The following is a 26,734-nucleotide window of genomic DNA, read 5'->3' on the forward strand; positions in this document are numbered from 1 at the left end:
GGCATTAATTGTATAAAGACAACAGTTGACTCTTTTCTGTTTCCCAATTATATTTTCTTTTAGCTTTGTCACAGTTTTTATGAAATTCGTAATGAAGATCTGCATTTTCCAATAAGGTATTAACTCCCTTCGCGATTGATAAATGATCATGTGAGTCAACTACCAAACCAACTTTCTCACCTTGTATCACCTTTTTAATCTCCGGAAAATCGCATCCTATAACAGGAACCCCAGCCATTATATACTCAAACAGTTTATTCGACGAAGCCGAGTAATGGTTAAAACAAACGTTATTTAATACTTGAAATCCTAAATAAGCACTGCGCGTATATTTTGGAAGTTCACTAAGCGGTACTTTAGGCAAAAATCTCACTCTATGCTGCAGTTCCATATTATTGACCATATTCTCAAGGTCCTTCTTTATACGACCGTCTCCGATAAATAGCAAAGTTCCTTCATTAATGAAAGGCATAGCCTTTATTAACTTATCAAGTCCCCTGCCAACCTGAATTCCTCCTTGATAAAGAAGAATTTTTTCATTTTTAGGCAACCCAAGCATGTGATGTATATCAATCTGTTCTTTGGTTTCTTCAAGTAAAAACGGATAGTTATGAAGTACTTTCGGATAAAAACCATAAAGTTCTTTATTATAGGCTGCCCTTGTATGATTTTCTACGATCATAATATCTATTTTCCTGATTAAATAAGCTTCCATCTTACTGTAAAATGGACTATCATACCCTGTTCTGCTTGTTTGTACTTCATGAGAATCATAAATCAGTTTTCTCTTTTTAAAACGAAATTTTGAACAAATAAACCCTTGGGGTAGTGTATTTAAGTCATTGGAATGATATATATCATATTTTTTAGAATATCCTTTCAAAATCATCCTCATTATAATAGAACCTCTGACTAACATCGTCTTCAGTTTCGTTTTAAGAACAATAACAGCAAACAAACTAAACCCAATAGTCAGTAATGGGAACATTCTTAACAAACAAATCCAAATTAAAAGAAAAAATAAAATAGACCATTTGTTTTTAAATAATTTATATATAAATTGAATGTAAAAAAGCAGTGGAGACCTTTTTACACGATACACTGTAAAATGGTCGTTATATTTCTGTATCAAATCCAAATCAGGATTATTTGGATCATGAATGCATATTAAGTCTACATCATAATATTTATCTGATAACGCTGTACACTCCCGCAGCACTCTTGCATCATTTGTGAAGTGGTTCCAAACAAACATACATACTTTTTTCCTCATATCATTCACGCCTTACCTAGTATCTTCAATAACATTGATTAACTTTTCTATATTGGTCTCCCACATGAAGTTTTCCCTAATAAGTTTATGGCAATTTTTCTGCATTTTTTTCAAAAGTCCTGGGTCATTGTATATTTTCATAATATTAGCGAGCATTTCTTCTGAAGAGCTGTTACTTGTTACAAGCCCTACTCCCTCTTGTTCAATAATAGTCTTTGAATAACCAGCAATCGATCCCACTATAGGAATTCCACAAGTAATATAATCTATAATTCTCCCAGGTAAAACTGTTTCAAACACAGTTGAATCTTTTAAAGTCACGATCCCAATATCGCAACCTGACATTAATTCTAAACACTCCTTCCTTGTCATCGGGTTAACAATCTTCACATTCATTAGATTTTTTTCACGAATGTAGTTGAGTAATTCTTTCTTCTCAACACCGTAACCAACTATTAAAAATTCGATTTGATGTTCATGTAACTTCTCAGCCAAATTTCTAATTATATGTACATTTTGAGCAAGACCTATATTTCCTACATAAATAATTTTTAAGGCTGTTTTTGCATCATTGGAGCTAATTAAAAGTTCTTTCTCTCTTGCTGAATTAGGAATAAAGGTAACTTTTTCTTTTACCAAAGGTGAATGTTCATTTAGGTAATGTAAGAAACCTTCACTATTAATGACAATATGATCTGCTTTCTTATATAAAAGCTTTTCTAAAATCCTAAAAGACTCTACAATAATGGGATGATGAAATACTTTAACGCCCTTCAAAGATTCAGGCCATAGATCCCTGATATCGAGAATAAGTTTGGATTTATTTTTGAATTTCGCGACTAGCCCGACAAAAGCAACAAAAATGGGGGGGGAGGAAACAAAAATAATATCAAATTTTTTAGGTTCTTTCCTTATTTCTTTGAGCATCTTTATCATGATTTCAAGGTAATACAAAAGTCTGCTTAAAAAACTTGAATTATATTTTTTGTTCTTAACTGATACACGCATAACTGAAGGATCTTTATTAATCACATCTTCGTTCCAAAATAATTTTTCTTTATATATTTCTCTACTTGGGTAAGTAGGCTCTGTAGTTAAAACTTGAATATCGTATCCTCTTTGCTTAAGGAGCAAGTATATATTTTTCAGCCGATTTCCCGCGCTCCCTAACTCCGGGTAAAAGTTCTGAGTTATGATTAGGATTTTTTTTGACAAGTAGCCTTGCTCCTTTTAGTAGGTATTTTTTAACATATTAAAGATTATACATCCAATAATGGGTTTCATATAACTCTAATTATATGATTTAAATAGTTCAATTTACAATAATGTTTTTAAAATTTTGGTCTTTTAACAAATGTAACAATGGGAATGCTTACATTTTAAGAAATAAATAGTTATCTTTATAAGATCAATAAAACACCAGTGTGACCTATTAAATCAATGTCACACTGGCTGTTTACTTTATACTGTTTTTTTACTTGCATCTAGTATTACTATTTAAATTCCGGAACATCAAAGTAAAGTGTATAGCCGTCCAGCAATGAATACAGGCTGTACATGCGGTTTACTTGTTTGTACGCCCAGCCGATGTCTGTTGCGTATTGATGTGTCGCTGTAGCTGACCATCTCATTTTGTACAGTGTGTCCTGATTGTAAGCTGTGTTGTGGATATACGATGAGCCTATGAATTTAGCTCCGCCGATAATGGCCGCTTCTGGTGTGAACCAGCCTTGCTCGTACGCGTATTTAGCGCCGTAGTAATTCGGGTTGCTGTCGTAGGCGCCAATTCCGTACATGTTATATACGGTTTTTCCGTTATAGGTTAAGCCATTGGCTAAATCAGATGTTCCATTGCCTGTTTCAAGGAGAGCGTGTGAGATTAAGTACAGCTCGTTGATGCCGTATTTATTGGCGGCATCGATAAATGCTTTTGCTTTTCCTGTCAGGATGCCTTTACCCGCAAGCACTTTCTGATTGACTTCAGTAGCGTTTAGTCCGGCCGTCTGTGACAGCTTGAGAAATTGGAAGTAGTATTTGCTGTCTCTGGAAAAGTTATTCGGATCCACGTATTGAACCACTTCATCACTGCTTGCGTTTCGCCAGCCTAAATTAATTTTGGCCCAGCCGTTTGTCTGGCCGATGATTTTTACCTTATCGCCTTTTTTAAATTGGCCGATCACGTTCGTCGGGCTGACTTCCGGCGTTGACCGGATATTTAGTGCATCAGCCGTAACGGTTGATGTTGCTGTATTAATGTACGTGAGCGATACGTAAGCCGCCCCGTCTGTTTGCGGACTTACTGTCATTTGTTTTTGGACCATATCACGAAGCGAGAGATTGTAATTTGTTTTCATGATTTGCGGACCGTTTTTGACTTTCACGATAGATGATGCCCATCCGTATAATTGTTTTAGCTTGGATGATGCCGCAGCAGCTGTATCATTGCCTGTGAACTGTTCGTTTACGCTGATTTTATAAAGCGTATTGCTTTTCGTTGTGTAGCTCGGAGTTAAACCTTGCGATTTAAGATAGGTTAACCCATTGTTCAATGCAGTTTTGCTGCTGAGCTGGGCTGTCACGATTTTGTATTGTGTATATGCAGTCTGGCCTGTTTTTGATGTTGTGACTGCGATTTTATTTTGTTTGAAAAATGTTAAAACGCGGTCAATCTCTTCTTGGCTGATGATAGCTTCAGTTGTGATTTGGTAGCTGCTCGCAGCTGTCTGACCGGTTTTCTGGCTTGCTGCTGATATATGATTCGATTTGAAAAACGTGAGTGCCTGATTGACTTTCGTTTGATCAAGCAGAGATTCGGTTGTGATTTTAAACGTGTCAGCTATTTGTTTTTTGACGGATTTCGCAGAAGCACTCAGCTGATTTTTCTTTAATATGTTCAAACCCTTTGTGACTTTTGATTGGTCTGATGTTTCTTCTGAGATGAGTTGATATTGATTTTCTGCTGTAGTTCCAGCTGTTGTTTTTGTGGCTTTTACTTTTTTCTGAGCAAAGAAGGCTGCTGCTTTGTTTGCTTGCTGCTCGCCTAAAATCTTTGCCGTCGTGATTTGATAAGCTGCAGACGTTGTCGTTTTTTTGACGCTGGATGACGTGTAATGCCATTTTTTCTTTTTAAAGAAAGTGTCTATTTTTTGGAGCTGCTGTTTTGTTATACCCTTCATATTCACGGTATATGATGTGCTTTTTCCAACCTGTTGATAACTGCCCGATACGCCGGTGTTTTTCTTGATTTGGCTGATGGCATCCTTTACTGTATTCAGGCCTTTGAAATAAGCTGATTGGACATTGTATGACTCAACGGTTGTTTTTTGATTGATGGACTTGTAGCTGCCTGTGATGCCAGTGCTCTGTTTCAGCTGCTGCAATAGAGTCTTGGCATTCGCTTCACCTGAAATGGCAGCAGTTGTGAACGTATAATAGGCTTGCCCTTTCACTGTTTCCTTTAATGATGCCTGCAGCCCAGATTCCTTTTGGAAGGCGTTTTTGATCTGCGCTGCTCTGCTGTCTCCCACGATTGTGCCAGACTGAATGGTTGTGACAGACACCGTGTGTGTGATGGGCTGATACGAGCTTTTAATCCCCGTTTGCTTGGCCAGGCTCTGGATAAGCGCCTTGACTTTTGTCTCATCAGCAATGTCTGATGTCATGACGTTCATATAGGGCTGAGCTGCTCCGTAAGCTTTTACAGCGCCAGCCACTCCCGTCTCCTGTTTCAGCTTTGCTAGGATAGTGTTGGCCTGTTTTTCTCCGGAGATGGCACCTGACGATATTGTGACATATGGCTGTTTGCTTCCAACAGGACTTGACGTTCCTGTAATCGATGTCTGTTTGGCGAGTCCGCTCAGTATTGCTTTCGCTTCTGATTCGCTATGAATGCCTGAGGCGGAAATTTGGTAGGTCGTTGTTGTGCCTGAAGCCTGATAGGATGCATCCCAGCCAGTATCTTTTTCCAGTTTGGCGACAGCTTGTGAGGCTTGGCTTTCTGTACTGAATGTATTCGACGGCTCTACTTTATATAGTGAGTAGTCGGTATACGCGGCTGCCTGGGCAGAACCAGACATGGCAAAAAAGGCAAGGGACGCGGCGGATAGAAGCATAGGTGCGATTAGTCTCTTTTTCATTCCTTCTCCTCTTTCTTATTCTATGAGTATATAAAACTAGTTTATTTATCGGCACGCGCATGCTTCATTTATAGGTGAATCACTTCCATTTTCTAATAAAAAAACTTAATCTCGAAGTGAGATTAAGTTTAAATATGAGACACGATAAGGGTACAAGTTCCTTTTATCGTAAAATCGGGCATTTGAGCCGGCAAAATAAAGTGATCGCCTTTTTTGAGCAGACATGTTTTGTCCTCATACATGAGCAAACCGCTTCCTTCTATCACGCTGCAAATCAGAAAGGATTCATCCTGAGCCATTTCAGCTTCGCCATTGATGTCCCATTTATACACCGAAAAATATTCCCCTTGGACAAATGTTTTAATGGTTATGCCTTTTCTTGATTCTGTCGATTCATCTATATACCCGTCCACATGAGGAACCGTAGCCGCATTGACCGCTTTGGCAAAATGAAGCTCTCTCGGACTTCCGTTGCTATCAAGACGGTCATAATCGTACACCCGGTATGTGGCATCAGAATTTTGCTGAGTCTCTAAAACAAGGGCCCCCTTGCACAATGCATGCAGCGTTCCGCTCGGCACATAATAGAAATCACCCGGTTTAATTTTGATTCTTCGCAGCAGGCCCTCCCAGTCACCGCTGTTGATCATTGTGACAAGTTCGGTTTTTGAGCGGGCCGTATGCCCGTAAATGATTTCTGCGTTTTCCTTACAGTCGATAATGTACCAGCATTCCGTCTTGCCGAGTTCTCCCTCTTCGTTTTCTCCGGCATAGTAGTCATCAGGGTGAACTTTAATTGACGTATCTTCCTTCACATCCAGCAGCTTTGTCAGAAGCGGGAACCGATCCCCCTCTACGCCGCCGAATACTTCACGGTGCTCTTCCCAAAGCTCGATCAATGTCTTTCCTTTATACGGGCCATTTGCAACAGTGCTCGGTCCTTTTGGGTGAGCGGAAATGGCCCAGCATTCCCCCGTTGTTTCTGAAGGAATACTGTATCCAAATCTATCTCGTAAAGCGGTTCCGCCCCAGATTTTTTCTTTAAACACAGGCGTTAGAAAAATCGGTGATTGCGTCATGATCCGTACCCCTCCCCTGTAAATAACTGATCATCATTTTCCCGGTGCGCCCCTCTTACAAACGCCCGTATAAGCTGTCTTTTTTCCGATGACAACATATGTACAAAGCATCATCTTTTCACTACCCCTTCAAAGAAAACGCTTCCTATCTATTATATCACGTCGAAAAGAAGCTTTGTTTCAGCCTTTTCCTCGATAAGAATAATTCTCCTTTTTTGATACAAATTAATAAAAACCGTCAATCTGTTTATGAAGGAGAGAAACTATGCAAATCGACTCTGATCTCCAACGCAATATAGAGACATTGAAAAAAAAGTTGGGACAAAACGACGATATCATGTTTTATACGTTTTCATTTGGAGGCAGCAGACAGAAAGCGTGCCTACTGTATATTGACGGTTTGACAGAAAATAAACTTCTGGCGCAATACGTCATTTCTCCATTACAAAAAGAAGCGTTAGACAAAAAAGAGGGCTTGATTGAAGATTTATCCGCTTTCTTTTTCGGCTATCATCACAATGTAATCTCTACTATAAAGGAAATACAGCAGCTTATTTTTTCCGGACATGCCATCTTGCTGGCCGATGGATACAGCGGAGGGCTGGCTTTTGATACGAAAACATTCATGACGCGCGCCTTTGAAGAACCTTCCTCTGAAATCGTAGAACGCGGTCCGAAGATTGGCTTTATTGAAAATCTCCGGACAAACACGGCGCTTTTACGAGAGCGGACGAGTGACCCTAATCTCATCATAAAAGAAATGACGATAGGCAAAAGGACAAAAAAAAAGATAGCTGTCGCATATATTCAGGATATTGCCCCTGATTATGTCGTAAAAGAAGTGTTTAAACGCCTAAAATCCATCATAACAGATGATTTGCCGGAATCAGGCACACTTGAGCAGCTCATTGAAGATGAACCTTTTTCGATCTTTCCGACGATCTTAAGTACAGAGCGTCCAGATCGTGTAGAAAGCTCATTGTTGGAAGGCCGGGTTTCCATTTTGGTGGATGGCACGCCGTTTGCACTCGTTGTCCCCGCAACGCTTGATGAATTTATTCATTCACCGGATGATTACAGCCAGCGCTGGATTACAATGTCACTTATTCGTTTGCTTCGTTATTCCAGCATCCTGATTACCATTTATTTGCCGGGCTTATATATTTCTCTCGTTTCCTTCCATACGGGGCTTTTGCCGACGAGAATGGCTATTTCAATTGCAGGCAGCAGGCTGAATGTGCCCTTTCCGCCTTTTGTTGAAGCCTTTATTATGATATTTACGATAGAACTGATCCGGGAAGCCGGTTTACGGCTGCCAAAGCCGATCGGACAGACGATTGGGCTTATTGGAGGCGTTGTCATCGGACAGGCAGCTGTGCAGGCGCAAATTGTCAGCGCACTGATGGTCATTGTCGTTTCCGTTACGGCATTGGCGTCCTTTACCGTTCCTTCATACGCCTTTAACTTTCCGCTGCGGATTATTCGTATCGCAGCAATGATAAGTGCAGCTGTATTGGGCATGTATGGCGTCATCATGGTCTTTCTGTTAGTAATTGGCCATTTAATGCGTTTGAAAAGCTTTGGCCAGGATTACATTATTCCGATAATGGCACAGCCCGGACAAGATTTGAAAGACACGATTATTCGCGTTCCCACCCTATTTTTAAAAAGAAGACCTACCCGCAAAGGCACAAAAGATAAAATCAGACAAAGGTGATGGCTATGAGGCAATCAGAGGACAAGCTTACATTTATGCAGACGCTTATTATGGTAAGCAGTACAATGATCGGTGCTGGCGTCTTAACCCTTCCCCGCTCAGCCGCTGAAACCGACAGTCCGATTGGATGGATCATGATCCTGCTGCAGGGCGTTATTTTTATTATTTTTTCTCTGCTTTTTTTGCCTTTTCTTCAACGAAACAGCGGGAAAACGATTTTTGAGCTCAACAGCATTGCAGCGGGAAAAGTGGTTGGTTTCTTTTTGAATGTATTTATTTCCCTGTATTTTATCGGTATCGTATGTTTTCAGACACGGATTTTAGGCGAGGTTGTCGGATTCTTTCTTTTAAAAAACACACCGATGGCGGTTGTTGTGATCATTTTTCTGGCAGTTGCCATTTATCATGTGGCTGGGGGCGTATACCCCATTGCGAAGGTATATGCATATATCTTCCCTATTACAATTATTATTTTTCTCATGCTTTTGATGTTTAGCTTTCGTTTGTTTCAGTTAGATTTTATACGGCCCGTTTTTGAAGGCGGCTTTCAAAGTTTTTTTTCTTTATTTCCTAAAACCCTTTTATATTTTTCTGGATTTGAAATTATTTTTTATCTCGTTCCCTTTATGAAAGATCCAAAGCAGGTAAAAAAAGCTGTCGCCTTTGGTATTGTAACCTCAACTGTTTTCTACAGCATTACTTTGTTTATTGTCATTGGCTGTATGAGTGTGGCTGAGGCAAAAACAGTGACGTGGCCGACGATTTCACTCATTCATGCATTAGAAATCCCGGGCATTTTTATTGAACGGTTTGACCTGTTTTTACAGTTAACTTGGACAGCACAGCAATTTGCATGTATGCTCGGCTCCTTTAAAGGGGCGCATATCGGATTAACAGATATCTTCCACCTGAAAAATAAAAACAATCCTTGGCTGCTTACTGCATTGCTGGCTGTTACATTTTTTCTATCAATGTTTCCTGAAGATCTTAATGCCGTGTTTTATTACGGTACACTTCTCGGATATATATTTCTAGGCATCATTGTAATACCATTTTTCATCTGGTTTTTAAGCTGGATACAGAAAAAACTGGGGAGGGGGCAGCTGCAATGAAGACAATGCTGAAACTTTTTGTAATGGTTCTGATGCTGCAGATGCTCTGCGGATGCTGGGATGTAAAAAATATTGAAAAATTGTCTTTCGCGAGAGGACTTGCGCTCGATGAAACGGATGACCACCAGTATAAATTAACATACCAAAACCTTCTTCCCCAAAGTGAAGACAGCCAAGCATCCGGAAAACCCGAATTTGTTAATGTGACATCCCATGGGAAAACCATTCTAGAAGCAGTCAGTGATGTATCCATCAAGGACCCTCCTATTTATAGCGATCATTTAAAAGTCATTCTTCTTGGAGAAAAGCTAATGAGGAATCAAAACATAGATCAGGTCTTCAATCATTTTATCCGGGATGATGAGCTGCGGCGCAGCAGCTATTTGATGGCAGCAAGAGGGAAAGCCGGAGATATTTTCACAAAAGGAAGTCCGAAGCAGCAGCTGCCGATGCCTTCCGAAAAGCTAATTGATCTGACCAATAACAGCGGGTATAACGGGAAGATTATGATGCCGCTTCGTATCGGCAGAGCTTCTATCTATTGCCAAAATGGCTACAGTTTTCTTATTCAAGCCGTAAAAAACCAAAAGGGAAAAGCAAAGTATGACGGGGCAGGCATTATCAAAAGCGGCAGCAATAAACTCGTCGGATTTCTTTCTGCTGATGAAACCCAGACACTGACCTGGGTCATGGGGACGATCCAAGGCGGCGTTATGCCGACAACAGTTAAAGGTCATCCGATTACGTTTGAGGTTAAAAAGTCGAAATCTAAAATCAAGCCGTCCATTGAAAATGGGAAGCCTGTCTTTCAGGTCTCTGTCAAAACAAAGGGTTTCCTGACAGAAGACCAAAACCCGAAAGAAAATTCCTTTCATAAAAACTATTTGCACAGGCTGGAGAACGTTTTTGAGAAAAAGCTTGAACAAGATGTTAAGCAGGTTATGGATAAACTGCAGCATAAGTATAAAACCGATCCGGTCTTTTTATCAGACTACATAAGGATTCAACACCCTGACTACTGGAATAAAGTAAAAGGGCATTGGGATGAAATATTTTCTGAGGCTGATTTTAAGTACGATATTTCTTTTAAAATCATTAACTTTGGCACGGTGGGAAAGTAAGCAATCAAAAGGGTGCGCATGATCGCGCCCCCTTTTTTATGTTCCGACAGTCTGCTGTTTTCCAGCTGATCCTCCCTGCCCGTTTTTGTTTCTTAAGTCCTGCTCAATTTCTTCAAGGCTTTTTCCCTTTGTCTCTGTCACTTTAAAACGGACAAATAAGAACGCCATGATACCGATCGCCGCATAAATCAGGAATAAATAACTGATGCCGATCGCTTCCATTAATATTGGATAGGTTAATGAAACAATCAATGTCCCAACGTGCAGCATCAAGGTAGATACCCCGGTTCCGATTCCTCTGACGTGAAGGGGGAACAATTCAGGAAGCATCACCCACACAACCGGTCCCCAGCTGACCGCAAAGACAACGATAAACACGCCTAAACAAATGACGGTCGTCCATGAGGCAGCCGGAGTGTTATCGAAAAAGAGATTTACTAAAGCGAGAACGATCAAGCTGATCACCATGCCCGCATTCCCGAATAGCAGTAACGGCTTTCTTCCAATCTTGTCGATGATTTTAATCGCTACTAATGTCATGACAACATTGACTGTGCCGATTCCGACCGTGCCTAAAATCGAAGCGGAGTTTCCGAATCCGACGTTTGTAAAGGTCTTTGGCGCATAGTAGATGATCGTATTCGTTCCGATAAATTGCTGCAAAAAAGCGAGTCCCAAACCTGCAATAAGCGCTGGGCGCACCCATGGATCGAACAGCTCCTTCAGGCCGCCTTCATCCTGCTTTTCCGCTTCTTTTATATCATGTATTTCCTGATCAATATCTTTTGTGCCACGCAATTTTTTAAGAATTTTCTTCGCTTTGCTTTCTTCGCCATTCGTGAACAGCCAGCGCGGGCTCTCCGGCATAAACAAAATGCCAATGAGCAAGAGCAATGACGGCACAGCAGCCAATCCAAGCATCCAGCGCCACGCTTCGGCATCGGCAAATATGTAATTGACAATGTAAGAAAGAAGGATGCCGACCGTGATCATCAGCTGATTCAGCGATGACAGCGCCCCGCGTTTATGTTTTGGCGCCAGTTCAGATAAATAAAGGGGCACGATTGTCGTCGATGTTCCGACTGCAAGTCCCAAAATGATGCGAAACAGCACCATGACTCCCGTATTTGGGGCCAGTGCCACACCAAGACCGCCTATACAAAACAGCAGCGCGGCTGCCATAATTGCTTTTTTTCTTCCAAAACGGTCAGTCAGCTTGCCGGCTGCTCCTGAGCCTAATATCGCCCCAACCAGCAAGGAGCTGACAACAAGACCTTCTGTAAACGCGTTTAAGCCTAACTCCTTTTTCATAAATAAAATAGCTCCGGAAATCACTCCGGTATCATAGCCATATAACGCGCCTCCAAGAGCTCCGAAAAAATAAAGCCATATATTTGACTGCTTTTTCATAAAAATGACTCCCTTTCTCCATCAGCTGCAATGACATTGTCTGTGGGATTTTTTTAGAAATCTTTTAGCCTCTTTTTCCGGCTATTAAACCTTTTTATTTTGCTGATCATAGGTTTTCCAATCATTTACTTGTATTTTTTTCAATGTCACTGAAACATTTTACCTGCTGCGGCGTCCAATATAAGGTGATTCAGCACATCATCATTATCAATTTTCAAAAACAAGAACTTATAAATATAGGAATATTTATCGAAAAATGTCTTTCGAGGAGTTGCCCCATGGCAAATAGAATGGTACGCTTCAAATATTAAAGAAACGTGAGGTATTGATATATGGAAGAACGAACACAACGCAGAAAGAAAAAGAGAAAACTGAGAAAATGGGTGAAAGTCGTTGCCGGTTTAATGGCTTTTCTAGTCATTGCGGCAGGCTCTGTCGGCGCCTACGCTTTTGTAAAGCTGAACAATGCTTCTAAGGAAGCTCACGTCAGCCTTGCACGCGGAGAACAATCCGTAAAACGGATCAAAGAATTTGATCCTGGAAAAGATTCATTTTCTGTATTGCTCTTAGGAATTGATGCCAGGGAGAAAAACGGCGAGACCGTCGATCAGGCAAGAAGTGACGCGAATGTGCTGGTTACATTTAATCGGAAAGAAAAAACAGCTAAAATGCTGAGCATTCCGCGTGATGCCTATGTAAATATCCCAGGCCACGGGTATGATAAATTCACACATGCTCACGCCTACGGCGGCGTTGACCTGACTGTGAAAACAGTTGAACAAATGCTGGATATTCCCGTCGATTATGTCGTAGAAAGCAATTTCACGGCTTTTGAAGACGTCGTAAACGAGTTAAATGGCGTCAAAGTAACTGTAAAAAGCGATAAAGTCATTCAGCAAATCAAAAAAGATACAAAAGGTAAAGTCGTTCTTCAAAAAGGAACACATACGCTTGATGGGGAAGAAGCGCTCGCTTACGTAAGAACACGTAAAGCGGACAGTGACCTTTTACGCGGGCAAAGACAAATGGAAGTGCTGAGCGCCATTATAGATAAATCAAAATCATTGAGCTCAATTCCGGCTTATGATGATATTGTGGATACGATGGGGCAAAATTTAAAAATGAACTTATCTCTTAAAGATGCCATCGGCCTGTTCCCGTTCATCACTTCATTGAAATCAGTTGAGTCTATTCAGCTGACGGGTTATGATTATGAACCTGCCGGAGTCTATTATTTCAAATTGAATCAGCAAAAGCTGCAGGAAGTTAAAAAAGAGCTGCAAAACGATTTAGGTGTATAATGAACGGGATGGCGATTACGCCATCCCGTTTTACATATTTCCTTGTTGAAAATTATCAAAGTAACGTTTAGCCTTAATTTATATGGATTATGTTTCACAGGCAAGCTGAACATACTACACGAAGCAGCTTCATTTTTAAGGAGGTTCCCCTACATATGAAATGTATTGCGATTGATTTAGACGGAACATTACTGAATAAAGAAAGCGTCATTTCTGCGGAAAACAGAGAGGCGATCAAGCGGGCCGTTGATGCCGGCATCCTCGTCACCATTTGCACGGGAAGAGCGACATTTGATGTAAAAGCACTGCTGAATGACTTGGACATCCCTATCATTGCAGCTAATGGCGGCACGATCCATGACACGGGTTACCGTTTGATCAGCCGGACATTAATGGATCAGGAAGCCGGTAAAGCGATTGCTGATTACTTACTTTCAAAAAACATTTACTTTGAGGTATATACAGATGACCATCTGCTATCTCCTTTTGACGGCGAAGCTAAGCTGCACGCGGAGCTTGACATTCTAAAGAGCGCAAACCCAAACGAGCAGACGGATGAATTGTGGCAGGGAGCCATGACTCAATTCAAACAGTTTGGCATTAAACCAATTCCTCATATCGAATCGGTTTTTGACGGCGGTGAAAACATTTATAAGCTTCTTTGCTTCTCCTTTGATATGGACAAGCTGAAACAAGCGAAGGAAGAACTGAAGCATCATAAAAAACTGGCGCAAACTTCTTCAGGAAAACATATTATCGAAATCCTGCCGGCCTCATCAGGAAAAGGACGCGCGTTAACAAAGCTGGCTGACATATACGGAATTGAAACACAGGATATCTATGCGATCGGCGATAGTCCAAACGATTTGTCCATGTTTGAAGTCGCCGGACACCGAATCGCCATGGAAAATGCGATTGATGAATTAAAAGAAAAAAGCACCTTTGTCACAAAAAGCAATGACGAAAATGGTGTGGCCTACTTTATAGACCAGCTTCTTTCAGGCCAATATGCATAAAGAAAAGACTCCAGAGATTGGAGTCTTTTTCTTTTATTGCACCCGTATACTTCCTGCGTATTTATCCTTCCAATATGTGCTCGTGTTCATATTGGTGATGGTCACGCCGTTTGATAATGTGACATGAACAACTTGTCCGTTTCCGATATAGATGGAGGGATTTAAGCTTGTTGATTGAAAGAACACAATGTCTCCCGGCTTCAGGTCCGCCTTCTCAATCTTAGTTCCGGCATTGTACTGGCTTGTTGCGTATCGAGGCAGGGAAATACCAGCTGCTTTCTGGTAGACATATTGGACAAATCCAGCTGTATCAAATCCTGTCTCAGGTGTTACTCCGCCCTGTTTGTAAGGCACTTCTCCGACATAAAGCGTCGCTTCGGAAACAATCGGATTTTCTTTCGGGATTGTCAGGTTGTCAAATCGGCGAATACCCGTCATCTTCGATTTCCAGTAATCCTCTGACAAATAGGAAATGGTTACTTTTTCTGACCGGCTTGCCTGAATGAACCTGCCTGCGCCCGCATAAATGCCTGCATGTGAAATTCCCGTTTTATACGTATTGCTGAAATAGACGACATCACCAGGCTTTATGTTCTGAGGGGCTACCTTCTCGCCCACTGCCCACTGCTGTTCGGCTGATCGCGGCAGATAAATGCCGAGTGCCTGTTGAAACACATATTGCACAAGCCCCGAGCAATCAAAGCCCTCTGACGGCGTGCTTCCGCCAAACACATATGGGACACCGATATATTTTTCAGCCTCCTGTACGACAGGAACATCAGCCGTTGCCGGATCGGCAGCGATTCGTCTCGCCCCGATATAAGTTCCGCTCCAATAGCTGCTTTTTTTGTAATTGGTGATGATAACCCCTTTTGACTGTGTACTGTGAACCATTTGGCCGTCTCCGATATAAAGGGCGTCATGTGTCGGAACAGTACCGGTGCTTCCCTCTTTCTTGAAAAACAAAATATCACCCGGCTTCAGGTTTTCCGGCTTTACAGCTGTTCCGATTTTATACTGGTCGTTTACAGATCTCGGCAGATGAATATCAGCCTTACTGAACACATATTGTATCAATCCTGATGGATCGAAACCCTCTTTCGGCGTTTCCCCGCCATATTTATACTGATATCCAAGCAGGTTTTTTGCTTCGCTGACAATCAATTCTGATGATGTATCAGCTTCCGCAATCTCCGCTTTTGTCAAAATTGGAACCAAAAAACAAATGATAACCGCCACAAGCAAAAACTTCTTCCAGTTTGCCAGTGTGTTCACTTTTATTATCTCCTCCTCTTTTTGCAGTTTTAACATCGGTATTTTTTTGAATATGTTAAGAGACTTTTTGATATTTTTACAGAATGAATATGCTGGGCAAATAAAAAGAGAGTGTCTCATCAGACACTCTCTTTTTTGAATTATTTATTGGCGTTTACCGGTTCTTCCTGCTGTTGGATTTTATTCATTTCCATATCAATCTTCTGTTTTTCCTGATCTGTCAGCTGATCATTGAATTTAAAAGCTGACATAAACATGAACACGATGGCTACGGCAACAAATGGCCAGATGGCTTTGACAAATTTCATCTTTATCACTCCGTTTATTTAGATTTTAGTTTGTCACTATGATCAATATCAAACGTCAGTTTTCCGTCTTCTACTTTCCAAGCGAAATTAGAGTCTTTCGTCAGTTCGCGAATAATGGTTTTCTGTTTAAGGCTGTCTTTTTTCACAGGTGCAGGTGTCGCTTCATGGATGTCGATCGGTGTCACTTCAAAGCGTCCTGTTCCATTTTTCTTCAGGTGATACTGAACCAGTGCACTGTCTCTTGTTCTCGTCCAGCCTTGGTCAAAGACAAAGTTGCCGAGGCTGTAGAAAATGACGGTTCCGTTATATACTTCAATCGGTTCTAAGACGTGCGGATGATGGCCGACGATGATGTCAGCTCCCGCATCAGACATGGCTCTTGCAAGCTGGCGCTGGCGGTCGTTTGGATCATTGTCATACTCTTGACCCCAGTGTGACTGCACAACAACAATGTCCGCATGTTTTTTCGCTTCTGAAATCATAGGGATGAAGATTTCAGGATCTGCGGGCAGCACGCCCGGCGTATTCTTTTTAGCCGCGAAACCTTTCCCGGACACATCGGTAAAGCCAAGCGTCGCAATCGTTACCCCGTTGACTTTCTGGTACGAAATTTTCTTTTTCGCATCACTTAAGCTGTATCCCGCTCCAACGATATCAAGGTTTTGCTTCGCAAATTCTCCAAGTGTATCTTTCATGCCCTGAACGCCGTAATCCATTGCGTGGTTGTTGGCGCTGTTGAGAACTGTGAAATTCATGTCCTTCAAGACTTTTACTGATTCCTTATTCGTCTGCAGATGAATCTTTTTATCTGCTTGTTTATAATTCTTTTGATAGGTTACCGGGTTTTCAAAGTTTCCTGCTACATAATCCGAAGCTCTAAAGATCGGTTCAACATATTGAAAAATACTGTCTGCCCCTTTTTGCTCCGTTACTTTTTCAACATAGCGTCCCATCATAATATCGCCTACAAATGAGGCTGAGAGTACGTCGTCAGAATACGTTTTGACCTTCGGCGTTTCCGCTTTTCCCGCCCACATGAAAGCGAACATAAGGACAAAAACGATCGGAATGGCAATAAATACGTGCTTATTGGTTTTCTTTTTTTGCTGTTTTGTCAGCTTTAGCAGCTTTTCATGAAAGCTCAGTTCTTTTTTCATCGTTTGACACACCTTACATTAAATTAAGTAGTAAACAAACATGATTGCAAAGGTCGCTCCGCTCAATAGCAGCGTGCTTCCGAACGTAATGGTTAAACCTTGTTTCTGAATGGTATTGGCAATTAAACCTGGCACGATGATGCCGATTCCTCTAAATTCTGCGATTTCAAATGGTACAATCGGGTATAGAAAATCAAACGCGATTTTCAGGACGATCCCTGTTATCAGCATGGCAGCGAATTTTCGGCGTCCGTACAAAATCATAAATTTGGATAAACCGTATTTCACAATGACATACGTGAGCAAGCTCACTAGCAAAACAAGTAAAATAAAGACCGGCTGATTAAACACAAGTCCTAAATATCCCGGTACAACAAGTCCTGCCGGCACGATCCCTGTTTTTTCCGCAAAAATTAAACTGAGTAGTACACCTAAAATTAGTGCGATGTATAAATCTGATCCGAACATGTCTGCATTTCCCCCTAGCTTACGAGCTGCTTTACCTTGTATTCGTGGATTTTTTCAATTAAAGGCTCTGCGGCACCATGAATATTGCCGACGCCATATATGACACGGTTGTGCATTCTTTTCTTTAACAATTCCATAATTTCATCTGTTGACTTATACTCTAGATCATGCAGTTTGTCTGCAGGAATTTTGCCTTCTTCGTAGGCTTTTACGATCGGTTCTGTTGTTTCACCGATTAAGATCAGTTCACTTGCTTCAATATAAGGCAATACGTCATTTGCGAATTGCTGTGTCCGATCGACACGGTCTGCGCGGCAGTTCATGATGATGATCGGATCATCGGTCGGGTAACCGATTTCTTTTACACGTTTCCATATATTCAAAGTAGAAGAAGCGTCGTTAGCAGCAAACCCATTAACAAAGTGCCCAGGCTCGCTCGGACTGATCAGCGGAAGAATTCTCATTGCTCCCGGATCTGGCGGCGCATTCAGCATTCCCTTAAATGCTGTTTCTTCGTCAATGCCGAGTGCTTGAGCCACACCCAGCGCCAGAGAAGCGTTATCAGGGAATACCATGTATTCAAATTTACGTAAATATTCATCTGTAATTTTTGAGTTATCAGCAATGATGACTTTTGTGTTTCGTTCTTTTGCTTTTTGTTTAAAGAACTCGGTATATTCACTATCTGTAATGACAAGATGGCCATTATAAGGAATTGTAGCGGTAAACGCTTCTGCAATTTCATCAAGCGTCGGCCCCATGACATCCATATGGTCTTCTAAAACATTCACAATGACGCCGATATTGGCCTGCAGAAGTTCTTCCTGAAAGATGATTTGATAATCTGGGTTAACAGCCATGCATTCACTGACAATCGCGTTAGCCCCTCTTTCTACTGTTTCTCTCATGACTTCTTTTTGCTCTCCGATATTCGGCCCCTGAGGTTTCCGTTTAATCGGCTTTTCCTCCGGTGTGTCCCAGTAAATCATTCTTGCATCTGTTCCTGTTGTTTTTCCAACAGTCTTGTAACCGGCTTCTATTAATATTCCGGTTGTCAGCCTTGTCACAGTCGATTTTCCGCGGATGCCGTTAATATTCACCCGAACAGGGAGGGCATCAATGTTTTTCTGATGTCGTCGTTTTTCTAATATTCCGATGACCAGTATGACAGCACAGGCTATAATGAGTAACCACATTGCTTTTCGACATCTCCTTCTATATTGTTGTAAATTCATTCATCAGTATATAGAATCACTATGAATTCTCAATCGGCATTATGTAACATAATCTTCCCTAATCGACTAAGCCAAACTTCTCTTTTGAAAGAGATTTTATACCTACAAACTGTTTTCTATTTTTGGAAAACAGCAGGACTTACACCTTATCACTTTTTTTAAAAATCGAAGAGAATGCGCTTTCATTTTTCTCCTGATATCCTTCTGGACGTATAGTCACACCCTGCTGTTTGTATTTAATATGCATTTCAAATCAATCTTTTTTCAGCCTGTGTTATCAAGCATCTCCTGCTATCATGCGTGTTTCCGGTTCTTATGAACACAAAATAGTTTTATCCTGTTTCTTAAGGACAAGGTCATAATGTCATCCTTTCTGCATGGAAGCGGCAATATTAGGCCCATTCCAAAATGACTAATGGGACCAGCCATGAAAACGCTAAACATACGAGTCCGAATTCTCTAACATAATTAAACATTTTCTGGGATGATAGTCTTTTCTGTTTCTCACCATTTACAGGTCTAAACGCATGACTTTGAAACAATTTTAATAAAACTTAATATTTGTTCAAGAAATCTTCATCCATATTTGTGAAGACTTTGTCAAAAAAAGAGTGAAAACCTTAAATTTTTCAATTATATATACAATTTACAAGTAGATTTCTTTTGATATTTTTATTGCTAACTTCGGATTGTTCATGATAATCTATCTATGTAAACGGTTACATAAACAAGGAGGAGCTGTTTTGGCTACAATTAAAGATGTCGCCGGAGCGGCGGGCGTTTCAGTTGCGACGGTTTCCCGCGTCCTGAATGATAACGGCTATGTACACGAAGAAACGCGAACGCGTGTCATAGCAGCGATGGCGAAGCTGAACTATTACCCGAATGAAGTCGCCAGATCTCTATATAAAAGAGAATCCCGACTGATCGGACTTTTGCTCCCGGATATCACAAACCCTTTCTTCCCCCAGCTTGCCCGCGGTGCGGAGGATGAATTGAACCGGGAAGGCTATCGCCTTATTTTCGGCAACAGTGACGAGGAATTGAAAAAAGAACTTGAATACCTTCAAACCTTTAAGCAAAATCATGTCGCAGGCATTATTGCCGCAACAAATTACCCGGATCTCGAGGAATACAGCGGCATGAATTATCCAGTTGTTTTTCTGGACAGAACACTTGAAGGGGCTCCTTCTGTGTCCAGTGACGGCTATACAGGAGGAAAGTTAGCCGCTCAGGCTATCATTCACGGGAAAAGCCAGCGCATTACGCTCTTGAGAGGACCCGCTCACCTGCCGACCGCTCAAGACCGCTTTAACGGCGCTTTGGAAATCTTGAAGCAGGCTGAAGTTGATTTTCAGGTCATTGAGACGGCTTCATTTTCAATTAAAGATGCACAATCGATGGCGAAGGAGCTGTTTGCCGCTTATCCAGCGACAGATGGTGTGATCGCGAGTAATGATATTCAAGCCGCTGCCGTTTTACATGAAGCATTGCGGCGCGGAAAAAACGTGCCGGAGGACATTCAAATTATCGGCTATGATGACATTCCGCAAAGCGGACTTCTGTTCCCGCCACTTTCTACAATTAAACAGCCCGCATATGATATGGGGAGAGAAGCTGCCAAACTGCTTTTGGGTATCATCAAAAAACAGCCGCTGGCAGAAACGGCAATTCAAATGCCTGTCACCTATATAGGAAGAAAGACGACAAGAAAGGAAGATTAAGATGCGTAATATTTGTGTGATTGGTAGCTGTTCTATGGATTTAGTGGTCACCTCGGACAAACGCCCAAAAGCCGGTGAAACGGTTCTTGGCACGTCATTTCAGACTGTGCCGGGCGGCAAAGGAGCAAATCAGGCCGTTGCCGCAGCCAGACTTGGGGCGCAAGTGTTTATGGTCGGCAAGGTTGGAGACGATCATTATGGAACAGCTATTTTGAATAATCTCAAAGCTAACGGCGTTCGCACTGACTATATGGAACCGGTTACACATACGGAAAGCGGAACCGCTCATATTGTGCTTGCTGAAGGTGATAACAGCATTGTCGTTGTCAAAGGCGCGAACGATGACATCACCCCAGCGTATGCGTTAAACGCGCTCGAACAGATTGAAAAGGTCGATATGGTCCTGATTCAGCAGGAAATCCCAGAAGAAACGGTTGATGAGGTGTGCAAATACTGCCATTCTCACGATATCCCGATCATGCTAAACCCGGCACCGGCCCGCCCGCTGCAGCAGGAAACCATTGATCACGCCACCTATCTGACGCCGAATGAACACGAGGCTTCGATTTTATTCCCTGAGCTTACCATTTCTGAAGCTCTGGCGCTTTATCCGGCAAAGCTCTTTATTACAGAAGGAAAACAAGGCGTCCGCTATTCAGCTGGCAGTAAAGAGGTGCTCATCCCGTCCTTCCCTGTTGAGCCCGTTGATACAACGGGAGCCGGTGATACGTTTAACGCAGCATTTGCCGTGGCTCTGGCTGAGAAAAAAGACATTGAAGCCGCATTGCGGTTTGCCAACCGTGCCGCTTCCCTTTCTGTCTGTTCCTTCGGTGCCCAAGGCGGGATGCCGACAAGAAATGAAGTAGAGGAGCTGCTGTCATGAAAAAACACGGTATACTGAACAGCCATCTTGCCAAGATTTTAGCCGACCTTGGCCACACTGATAAAATTGTCATCGCGGATGCCGGACTGCCGGTTCCTGACGGCGTTTTGAAAATTGATCTTTCACTGAAGCCGGGCCTTCCGGCTTTCCAAGATACAGCGGCAGTGCTCGCTGACGAGATGGTCATCGAAAAAGTCATTGCTGCAGCTGACATAAAAGCATCCAATCAGGAGAATGCGAAATTTCTAGAAAATCTTTTCTCTGAACAAGAGATTGAATACCTTTCTCACGAGGAGTTTAAGCTGCTGACAAAAGAAGCAAAGGCAGTCATAAGAACAGGAGAATTCACACCATATGCCAACTGCATCCTGCAGGCGGGTGTGCTTTTCTAGAAAGGAGGATGAAACATGCAGATTGAAATGAAAGACATTCATAAAGCATTCGGAAAAAACCAGGTGCTGTCAGGTGTTTCCTTTCAGCTCATGCCTGGCGAGGTTCACGCATTAATGGGAGAAAACGGCGCCGGCAAGTCCACGCTTATGAACATTTTGACAGGCCTGCACAAATCGGATCATGGTCAAATCAGCATAAACGGAAACGAAACGTATTTTTCCAATCCAAAAGAAGCGGAACAGCATGGAATAGCCTTTATCCATCAGGAATTGAATATCTGGCCGGAAATGACCGTTCTTGAGAATCTATTTATCGGTAAAGAGATATCCTCCAAGCTGGGCGTCTTACAAACAAGAAAAATGAAAGCGCTAGCAAAGGAGCAGTTTGACAAACTCTCCGTCTCTCTTTCTCTTGATCAAGAAGCCGGCGAATGTTCCGTCGGACAGCAGCAAATGATCGAAATCGCAAAAGCGCTTATGACAAATGCCGAGGTCATCATTATGGATGAACCGACCGCAGCGTTGACTGAACGTGAAATCAGCAAGCTCTTTGAGGTCATTACAGCGTTAAAAAAGAACGGCGTCTCCATTGTCTATATTTCGCATCGCATGGAAGAAATTTTTGCGATTTGCGACAGAATTACCATCATGCGTGACGGAAAAACGGTAGATACAACAAACATCTCAGAAACTGATTTTGATGAAGTCGTCAAAAAAATGGTCGGACGGGAGCTGACTGAACGATATCCAAAACGCACTCCTTCTCTCGGTGACAAAGTATTCGAGGTGAAAAATGCCTCCGTAAAAGGGAGTTTTGAGGATGTCAGCTTCTATGTGCGTTCCGGTGAGATCGTCGGTGTTTCAGGATTAATGGGAGCCGGCCGGACAGAAATGATGAGAGCGCTGTTCGGCGTTGACAGGCTGGACACGGGTGAGATATGGATCGCTGGGAAAAAAACGGCTATTAAGAACCCGCAGGAAGCCGTGAAAAAAGGTCTCGGCTTTATTACAGAGAATCGCAAGGATGAAGGGCTCCTGCTCGACACCTCGATCCGCGAAAATATTGCCCTGCCCAATCTGTCCAGCTTCTCACCAAAGGGTCTCATTGATCATAAGCGGGAGGCTGAATTTGTCGATCTGTTAATCAAACGCCTCACTATCAAAACAGCATCACCGGAAACGCACGCACGCCATTTATCAGGAGGAAACCAGCAAAAAGTGGTGATAGCCAAGTGGATCGGCATCGGACCGAAAGTGCTTATCTTGGATGAGCCAACCAGAGGTGTGGATGTTGGCGCCAAACGAGAGATTTATACGCTGATGAATGAGCTGACCGAACGCGGCGTCGCTATCATCATGGTGTCATCAGAGCTGCCTGAAATTCTGGGAATGAGCGATCGGATTATCGTTGTCCATGAAGGCAGAATAAGCGGAGAAATCCATGCGCGAGAAGCAACACAAGAACGAATTATGACACTTGCCACGGGAGGGCGGTAATATGAAAACGGAACAACTGCAAACAGAACAAAAACGGATTCACTTCGACGGAGTCATGCAAAAACTCGGCCCGTTTCTTGGTTTATTTATTCTCGTTATCATTGTATCTATTTTAAATCCCAGCTTTCTTGAACCGCTGAATATTTTAAACCTGCTTCGCCAGGTCGCCATTAACGGATTAATCGCGTTCGGGATGACCTTTGTCATTTTGACAGGCGGCATTGATCTTTCTGTCGGCGCTATTCTTGCCCTGTCCAGTGCTTTAGTTGCGGGGATGATTGTGTCCGGTGTCGATCCAGTTCTCGCGATCATCCTTGGCTGTATCATTGGTGCCGTACTAGGCATGATCAACGGATTATTGATTACTAAAGGAAAAATGGCGCCCTTTATCGCCACGCTTGCGACCATGACTGTGTTTCGCGGACTGACGCTAGTGTATACAGATGGAAATCCGATTACTGGACTTGGCACAAACTACGCTTTTCAGATGTTCGGACGCGGTTACTTTTTAGGCATTCCTGTACCGGCAATTACGATGGTTCTTGCCTTTGTCATCCTTTGGGTGCTTCTTCATAAAACACCATTCGGACGCCGAACGTACGCTATCGGCGGCAACGAAAAAGCCGCGCTCATTTCAGGCATCAAAGTGACGCGCGTGAAAGTGATGATCTATTCTTTAGCCGGGCTTTTATCCGCTCTTGCAGGTGCCATATTGACTTCCCGCCTGCATTCGGCCCAGCCGACTGCGGGAGAATCGTACGAACTTGATGCTATCGCGGCAGTCGTCTTAGGAGGGACAAGTCTTTCCGGCGGCCGCGGACGCATTGTCGGCACTTTGATCGGGGTCCTGATCATCGGCACACTTAATAACGGGCTTAATCTGCTTGGCGTTTCATCATTTTATCAGCTGGTTGTCAAAGGGATTGTTATCTTGATTGCGGTATTATTAGACCGCAAGAAGTCAGCTTAGGAGGGTTTTCACATGAAAAAGGCTGTATCCGTCATTTTAACGTTATCATTATTTTTGTTAACCGCCTGTTCGCTTGAGCCTCCCCAATGGGCAAAGCCGTCAAACTCGGGGAACAAAAAGGAATTCACCATTGGCTTGTCCGTCTCAACACTTAATAATCCTTTTTTTGTCTCATTAAAAAAGGGTATCGAAAAAGAAGCTAAAAAACGGGGAATGAAAGTCATCATTGTTGATGCACAAAATGATTCATCGAAACAGACGAGTGACGTGGAAGATTTAATTCAGCAAGGTGTTGATGCATTATTAATCAACCCGACTGATTCTTCGGCGATCTCAACGGCAGTAGAATCTGCAAACGCAGTCGGTGTGCCCGTCGTAACAATCGATCGATCTGCCGAACAAGGAAAAGTTGAAACCCTCGTTGCTTCCGATAATGTAAAAGGCGGTGAAATGGCCGCGGCGTTTATTGCCGACAAACTTGGAAAAGGAGCAAAGGTGGCAGAGCTTGAAGGCGTCCCCGGCGCATCTGCCACACGGGAACGCGGCTCAGGATTCCATAACATCGCAGACCAAAAGCTCCAAGTTGTCACAAAACAATCAGCTGACTTTGACCGCACGAAAGGCCTGACTGTCATGGAAAATCTGCTGCAGGGACATCCTGATATCCAAGCTGTTTTTGCTCACAACGATGAAATGGCGCTAGGTGCTCTCGAGGCAATTAACAGCTCGGGGAAAGACATATTGGTGATTGGTTTTGACGGCAATAAAGATGCGCTCGCTTCCATTAAAGACGGAAAGCTGTCAGCCACCGTAGCTCAGCAGCCTGAATTAATCGGTAAATTGGCTACAGAAGCAGCAGATGATATTTTGCACGGAAAAAAAGTGCAAAAAACAATATCCGCGCCTCTCAAACTAGAAACACAAAAATAATTGTCTGATGTTTAGGAACCTGCGATAACGTGAATAGAGATATAGAATGAATTATTTCTCTTACGTGAGGAGAGGAACGGCATGAACAAACCAACAAAACTTTTTTCAACATTAGCACTTGCGGCTGGAATGACTGCGGCTGCTGCTGGCGGCGCTGGAACGATCCATGCCCAACAGCCAGAAACAACGGTAAGCATTGATGATTTATACAGTTATCCGATTGATTCTTATTTGGTATCAGCAGAGGCTCTAAATGTCAGAACGAAGCCTTCCGCATCAAGCCAGAAAGCCGATACGCTGCACCTAGGAGATAGCTTAAAGCTGATTTCCTTCTCAAATGCTGACTGGGCAAAGGTTCAGTATAAAAACGGAAAAATAGGATTTGTCTCCACTCATTACATTGTAAAAGCAGCGACAACGGTAAAAACCAAAACAAAAACAAAAGTATATACTTCCGCTGATGGAAAGAGCATTAAGACTCTTCCAGCAGACACAAGCGTTTCTTTTTTAGGCTGGAGTAAAACGAATAAAGGCGGTTTTGATTTTGATTGGGTATTCGTTGATTACGGCGGTGCGACAGGTTATATGAAAACAAAGGATTTACACATGACAAAATAACTGAGAGGGATTCCGCATTTATGCGGAATCCCTTTTATTATGAATTGATTTGTCACATTCCCAAGATATTTCTCAGGAAATATTGTCGTATGCTGTGTCGAAACCTTACATGATCATCGACATTTTTGTTCACGCTAAAAAGCGGAGGTGTAAATATGGATCAATTTGAAGCAGCATATGAATCGTATAAAGCCCGGCAAACAACTGTCGATCAAGAAAATGTTCCATCTGGAAAAGAAGAAATTATTGCGGTTAGAAGAAATGAGGAAGACAATATTATCGCAGTGAAAACCAATACAGGAAGAGAGCTCGACTACCCTACTGCGCTGTCAGAAGCAAAATCAGGAAAACTCGCTCATGTTGATGTCTTCCATAAATACGGGCGTGACATTTTGCGAAGTGAACCGGACGGCATCAAGGAAAATAACCTGTCTGAGCTGCCGGATTTTTAAACAAATACAGCCCTGCCGTATGTTGGACAGGGCTGTATTTTAAACAAAAGGCTGCTGGATGTATTCGGCTAACCGTTTTGCACTGTGAGAAATATCCTCTGCAGCTGCATAATTCACGCCATAGAACACATATGGAGGCAGATACTTCATGCCGATCAGATTACTCGTGGCCTGAAATGGTTTCAATAGCTCACTGATCGAGTAATGATTTGCTCCGCCCGCTTGATATTTTTCCGCTTCGCTCCCTGTTGATACAGCCAGCATCAGCTCCTTGCCATGCAAGGCATTTCCTTCTGAACCAAAAGCCCAGCCGTAAGTCAGCACAAGATCCTGCCATTTTTTCAAGAGCGGCGGAGAGCTGTACCAATATAGCGGGAATTGAAAGACAATCCGATCGTATTCCTCGCACAGCTGCTGTTCCTTCGCAACATCTATTTCTTCATCCGGGTATTCCTTATAAAGATCCCGTACTGTGATATTGTCATGTTTACTCAATTCCTCAGCCCACGCCTTATTGACAACTGAGGTCTCCATATGAGGATGAACTGCCAAAACCAATATTTTCATCAGACCACACCTTTACTGTTTTGATGTTATTTTATCTAAAATCAGGAAAAGAGCCAAATAAAAAGAAAGCCCTGTAAAAGGGGCTTTCTTTTT

At 42.5% G+C, this 26,734-nt stretch carries 24 protein-coding genes; 13 read left to right on the plus strand and 11 right to left on the minus strand.

From position 1 onward, the window contains the following. Positions 1-4: 4 nt before the first annotated feature. The 4 genes from NYE20_RS19505 to manA form a co-directional block, all read right to left on the minus strand. Entirely contained in the window at positions 5-1,273 is a 1,269-nt protein-coding gene (locus NYE20_RS19505; RefSeq protein WP_072173437.1) for a glycosyltransferase, read from the minus strand. Positions 1,274-1,285: 12 nt separating this feature from the next. Next, positions 1,286-2,488, minus strand: coding sequence for a glycosyltransferase family 4 protein (locus tag NYE20_RS19510; protein ID WP_072176294.1), 1,203 nt, complete (start codon positions 2,486-2,488; stop codon positions 1,286-1,288). 278 nt (positions 2,489-2,766) lie between these two features. After that, on the minus strand, positions 2,767-5,409 hold the full coding sequence (gene lytD / locus NYE20_RS19515; RefSeq protein WP_161621177.1) for a beta-N-acetylglucosaminidase LytD: 2,643 nt from the start codon (positions 5,407-5,409) through the stop codon (positions 2,767-2,769). Between the two features lie 128 nt (positions 5,410-5,537). Beyond that, positions 5,538-6,488: a mannose-6-phosphate isomerase, class I gene (gene manA, locus NYE20_RS19520; protein WP_161621176.1), complete on the minus strand. Its 951-nt coding sequence runs from the start codon at positions 6,486-6,488 to the stop codon at positions 5,538-5,540. Between the two features lie 265 nt (positions 6,489-6,753). Between manA and NYE20_RS19525 the strand changes: the two genes are divergently transcribed. The 3 genes from NYE20_RS19525 to NYE20_RS19535 are packed head-to-tail and all read left to right on the plus strand — an operon-like array spanning position 6,754 to position 10,438. Further along, complete coding sequence (locus NYE20_RS19525; protein WP_014481095.1) at positions 6,754-8,205, plus strand: spore germination protein; 1,452 nt, start codon at positions 6,754-6,756, stop codon at positions 8,203-8,205. Between the two features lie 5 nt (positions 8,206-8,210). Further along, positions 8,211-9,317 (plus strand): spore germination protein, encoded by a 1,107-nt coding sequence (locus tag NYE20_RS19530; protein WP_021480748.1) that lies wholly within the window; start codon positions 8,211-8,213, stop codon positions 9,315-9,317. Continuing rightward, positions 9,314-10,438 (plus strand): Ger(x)C family spore germination protein, encoded by a 1,125-nt coding sequence (locus NYE20_RS19535; RefSeq protein ID WP_161621175.1) that lies wholly within the window; start codon positions 9,314-9,316, stop codon positions 10,436-10,438. The genes NYE20_RS19530 and NYE20_RS19535 overlap by 4 nt, the downstream gene beginning before the upstream one ends. Before the next feature lie 36 nt (positions 10,439-10,474). Here the strand turns inward: NYE20_RS19535 and NYE20_RS19540 are convergent, their stop codons facing one another. Continuing rightward, positions 10,475-11,848 (minus strand): sugar porter family MFS transporter, encoded by a 1,374-nt coding sequence (locus tag NYE20_RS19540; protein WP_161621174.1) that lies wholly within the window; start codon positions 11,846-11,848, stop codon positions 10,475-10,477. A 332-nt stretch (positions 11,849-12,180) separates the two neighbouring features. On the opposite strand from NYE20_RS19540, the gene tagT reads away from it, so the two are divergent. Beyond that, on the plus strand, positions 12,181-13,149 hold the full coding sequence (tagT, locus tag NYE20_RS19545; protein ID WP_161621173.1) for a polyisoprenyl-teichoic acid--peptidoglycan teichoic acid transferase TagT: 969 nt from the start codon (positions 12,181-12,183) through the stop codon (positions 13,147-13,149). 155 nt (positions 13,150-13,304) lie between these two features. After that, a complete protein-coding gene (gene ywtE / locus NYE20_RS19550; RefSeq protein ID WP_021480751.1) occupies positions 13,305-14,165 on the plus strand; it encodes a 5-amino-6-(5-phospho-D-ribitylamino)uracil phosphatase YwtE in 861 nt (286 codons plus the stop codon). 33 nt (positions 14,166-14,198) lie between these two features. Here ywtE and pgdS read toward each other — a convergent pair whose 3' ends face one another. The 5 genes from pgdS to pgsB all read right to left on the minus strand — a co-directional run bounded on the left by pgdS (position 14,199) and on the right by pgsB (position 18,569). Further along, the gene (gene pgdS / locus NYE20_RS19555; RefSeq protein WP_161621774.1) at positions 14,199-15,440 is read right to left on the minus strand and encodes a gamma-DL-glutamyl hydrolase; all 1,242 of its coding nucleotides are present in this window, start codon (positions 15,438-15,440) and stop codon (positions 14,199-14,201) included. 140 nt (positions 15,441-15,580) lie between these two features. Then, entirely contained in the window at positions 15,581-15,748 is a 168-nt protein-coding gene (gene edmS, locus NYE20_RS19560) for an extrachromosomal elements maintenance protein EdmS (protein ID WP_003227896.1), read from the minus strand. Between the two features lie 14 nt (positions 15,749-15,762). Beyond that, on the minus strand, positions 15,763-16,905 hold the full coding sequence (pgsA, locus tag NYE20_RS19565; RefSeq protein WP_003227891.1) for a capsular polyglutamate synthetase PgsA: 1,143 nt from the start codon (positions 16,903-16,905) through the stop codon (positions 15,763-15,765). A gap of 18 nt (positions 16,906-16,923) precedes the next feature. Next, positions 16,924-17,373 (minus strand): poly-gamma-glutamate biosynthesis protein PgsC, encoded by a 450-nt coding sequence (gene pgsC, locus NYE20_RS19570; RefSeq protein ID WP_003227889.1) that lies wholly within the window; start codon positions 17,371-17,373, stop codon positions 16,924-16,926. 14 nt (positions 17,374-17,387) lie between these two features. Beyond that, positions 17,388-18,569, minus strand: a complete 1,182-nt coding sequence (pgsB, locus tag NYE20_RS19575; protein WP_003227883.1) for a poly-gamma-glutamate synthase PgsB — start codon at positions 18,567-18,569, stop codon at positions 17,388-17,390. A 782-nt stretch (positions 18,570-19,351) separates the two neighbouring features. Between pgsB and NYE20_RS19580 the strand changes: the two genes are divergently transcribed. The 8 genes from NYE20_RS19580 (at position 19,352) to NYE20_RS19615 (ending at position 26,074) form a co-directional block, all read left to right on the plus strand. Beyond that, positions 19,352-20,332, plus strand: coding sequence for a LacI family DNA-binding transcriptional regulator (locus tag NYE20_RS19580; RefSeq protein WP_015714821.1), 981 nt, complete (start codon positions 19,352-19,354; stop codon positions 20,330-20,332). 1 nt (position 20,333) lies between these two features. After that, positions 20,334-21,215 carry a ribokinase gene (rbsK, locus tag NYE20_RS19585; protein ID WP_161621172.1) on the plus strand — a complete coding sequence of 294 codons (882 nt, stop codon included), beginning with the start codon at positions 20,334-20,336 and terminating at the stop codon, positions 21,213-21,215. After that, on the plus strand, positions 21,212-21,607 hold the full coding sequence (gene rbsD, locus NYE20_RS19590) for a D-ribose pyranase (protein ID WP_021480755.1): 396 nt from the start codon (positions 21,212-21,214) through the stop codon (positions 21,605-21,607). The genes rbsK and rbsD overlap by 4 nt, the downstream gene beginning before the upstream one ends. A 15-nt stretch (positions 21,608-21,622) precedes the next feature. Next, on the plus strand, positions 21,623-23,104 hold the full coding sequence (gene rbsA / locus NYE20_RS19595) for a ribose ABC transporter ATP-binding protein RbsA (RefSeq protein WP_032726997.1): 1,482 nt from the start codon (positions 21,623-21,625) through the stop codon (positions 23,102-23,104). 1 nt (position 23,105) lies between these two features. Then, a complete protein-coding gene (gene rbsC / locus NYE20_RS19600) occupies positions 23,106-24,074 on the plus strand; it encodes a ribose ABC transporter permease RbsC (RefSeq protein WP_003227873.1) in 969 nt (322 codons plus the stop codon). Positions 24,075-24,086: 12 nt separating this feature from the next. Next, positions 24,087-25,004, plus strand: a complete 918-nt coding sequence (gene rbsB, locus NYE20_RS19605) for a ribose ABC transporter substrate-binding protein RbsB (protein WP_024572245.1) — start codon at positions 24,087-24,089, stop codon at positions 25,002-25,004. 81 nt (positions 25,005-25,085) lie between these two features. Then, entirely contained in the window at positions 25,086-25,622 is a 537-nt protein-coding gene (locus NYE20_RS19610; RefSeq protein ID WP_021480756.1) for an SH3 domain-containing protein, read from the plus strand. A 155-nt stretch (positions 25,623-25,777) separates the two neighbouring features. After that, a complete protein-coding gene (locus NYE20_RS19615; protein WP_003227867.1) occupies positions 25,778-26,074 on the plus strand; it encodes a DUF3892 domain-containing protein in 297 nt (98 codons plus the stop codon). Between the two features lie 39 nt (positions 26,075-26,113). On the opposite strand, the gene NYE20_RS19620 is transcribed toward NYE20_RS19615, so the two are convergent. Then, positions 26,114-26,641, minus strand: a complete 528-nt coding sequence (locus NYE20_RS19620; protein WP_015714827.1) for an NAD(P)H-dependent oxidoreductase — start codon at positions 26,639-26,641, stop codon at positions 26,114-26,116. Between the last annotated feature and the right edge of the window lie 93 nt (positions 26,642-26,734).

Source organism: Bacillus sp. FSL R5-0416 (genome assembly GCF_037975425.1).
Taxonomy (GTDB): domain Bacteria; phylum Bacillota; class Bacilli; order Bacillales; family Bacillaceae; genus Bacillus; species Bacillus subtilis.

Bases quoted from the DNA above. Each gene is read 5' to 3' on its own strand.
- NYE20_RS19525 (WP_014481095.1), top strand. From the start codon at position 6,754: ATGCAAATCGACTCTGATCTCCAACGCAATATAGAGACATTGAAAAAA.
- NYE20_RS19535 (WP_161621175.1), top strand. From the start codon at position 9,314: ATGAAGACAATGCTGAAACTTTTTGTAATGGTTCTGATGCTGCAGATG.
- rbsA (WP_032726997.1), top strand. From the start codon at position 21,623: ATGCAGATTGAAATGAAAGACATTCATAAAGCATTCGGAAAAAACCAG.
- tagT (WP_161621173.1), top strand. From the start codon at position 12,181: ATGGAAGAACGAACACAACGCAGAAAGAAAAAGAGAAAACTGAGAAAA.
- NYE20_RS19615 (WP_003227867.1), top strand. From the start codon at position 25,778: ATGGATCAATTTGAAGCAGCATATGAATCGTATAAAGCCCGGCAAACA.
- rbsC (WP_003227873.1), top strand. From the start codon at position 23,106: ATGAAAACGGAACAACTGCAAACAGAACAAAAACGGATTCACTTCGAC.
- lytD (WP_161621177.1), bottom strand. From the start codon at position 5,409: ATGAAAAAGAGACTAATCGCACCTATGCTTCTATCCGCCGCGTCCCTT.
- edmS (WP_003227896.1), bottom strand. From the start codon at position 15,748: ATGAAATTTGTCAAAGCCATCTGGCCATTTGTTGCCGTAGCCATCGTG.
- NYE20_RS19620 (WP_015714827.1), bottom strand. From the start codon at position 26,641: ATGAAAATATTGGTTTTGGCAGTTCATCCTCATATGGAGACCTCAGTT.
- pgsC (WP_003227889.1), bottom strand. From the start codon at position 17,373: ATGTTCGGATCAGATTTATACATCGCACTAATTTTAGGTGTACTACTC.
- rbsB (WP_024572245.1), top strand. From the start codon at position 24,087: ATGAAAAAGGCTGTATCCGTCATTTTAACGTTATCATTATTTTTGTTA.
- rbsK (WP_161621172.1), top strand. From the start codon at position 20,334: ATGCGTAATATTTGTGTGATTGGTAGCTGTTCTATGGATTTAGTGGTC.
- NYE20_RS19505 (WP_072173437.1), bottom strand. From the start codon at position 1,273: ATGAGGAAAAAAGTATGTATGTTTGTTTGGAACCACTTCACAAATGAT.
- rbsD (WP_021480755.1), top strand. From the start codon at position 21,212: ATGAAAAAACACGGTATACTGAACAGCCATCTTGCCAAGATTTTAGCC.
- pgsA (WP_003227891.1), bottom strand. From the start codon at position 16,905: ATGAAAAAAGAACTGAGCTTTCATGAAAAGCTGCTAAAGCTGACAAAA.
- pgsB (WP_003227883.1), bottom strand. From the start codon at position 18,569: ATGTGGTTACTCATTATAGCCTGTGCTGTCATACTGGTCATCGGAATA.
- NYE20_RS19610 (WP_021480756.1), top strand. From the start codon at position 25,086: ATGAACAAACCAACAAAACTTTTTTCAACATTAGCACTTGCGGCTGGA.
- ywtE (WP_021480751.1), top strand. From the start codon at position 13,305: ATGAAATGTATTGCGATTGATTTAGACGGAACATTACTGAATAAAGAA.
- NYE20_RS19530 (WP_021480748.1), top strand. From the start codon at position 8,211: ATGAGGCAATCAGAGGACAAGCTTACATTTATGCAGACGCTTATTATG.
- NYE20_RS19540 (WP_161621174.1), bottom strand. From the start codon at position 11,848: ATGAAAAAGCAGTCAAATATATGGCTTTATTTTTTCGGAGCTCTTGGA.
- manA (WP_161621176.1), bottom strand. From the start codon at position 6,488: ATGACGCAATCACCGATTTTTCTAACGCCTGTGTTTAAAGAAAAAATC.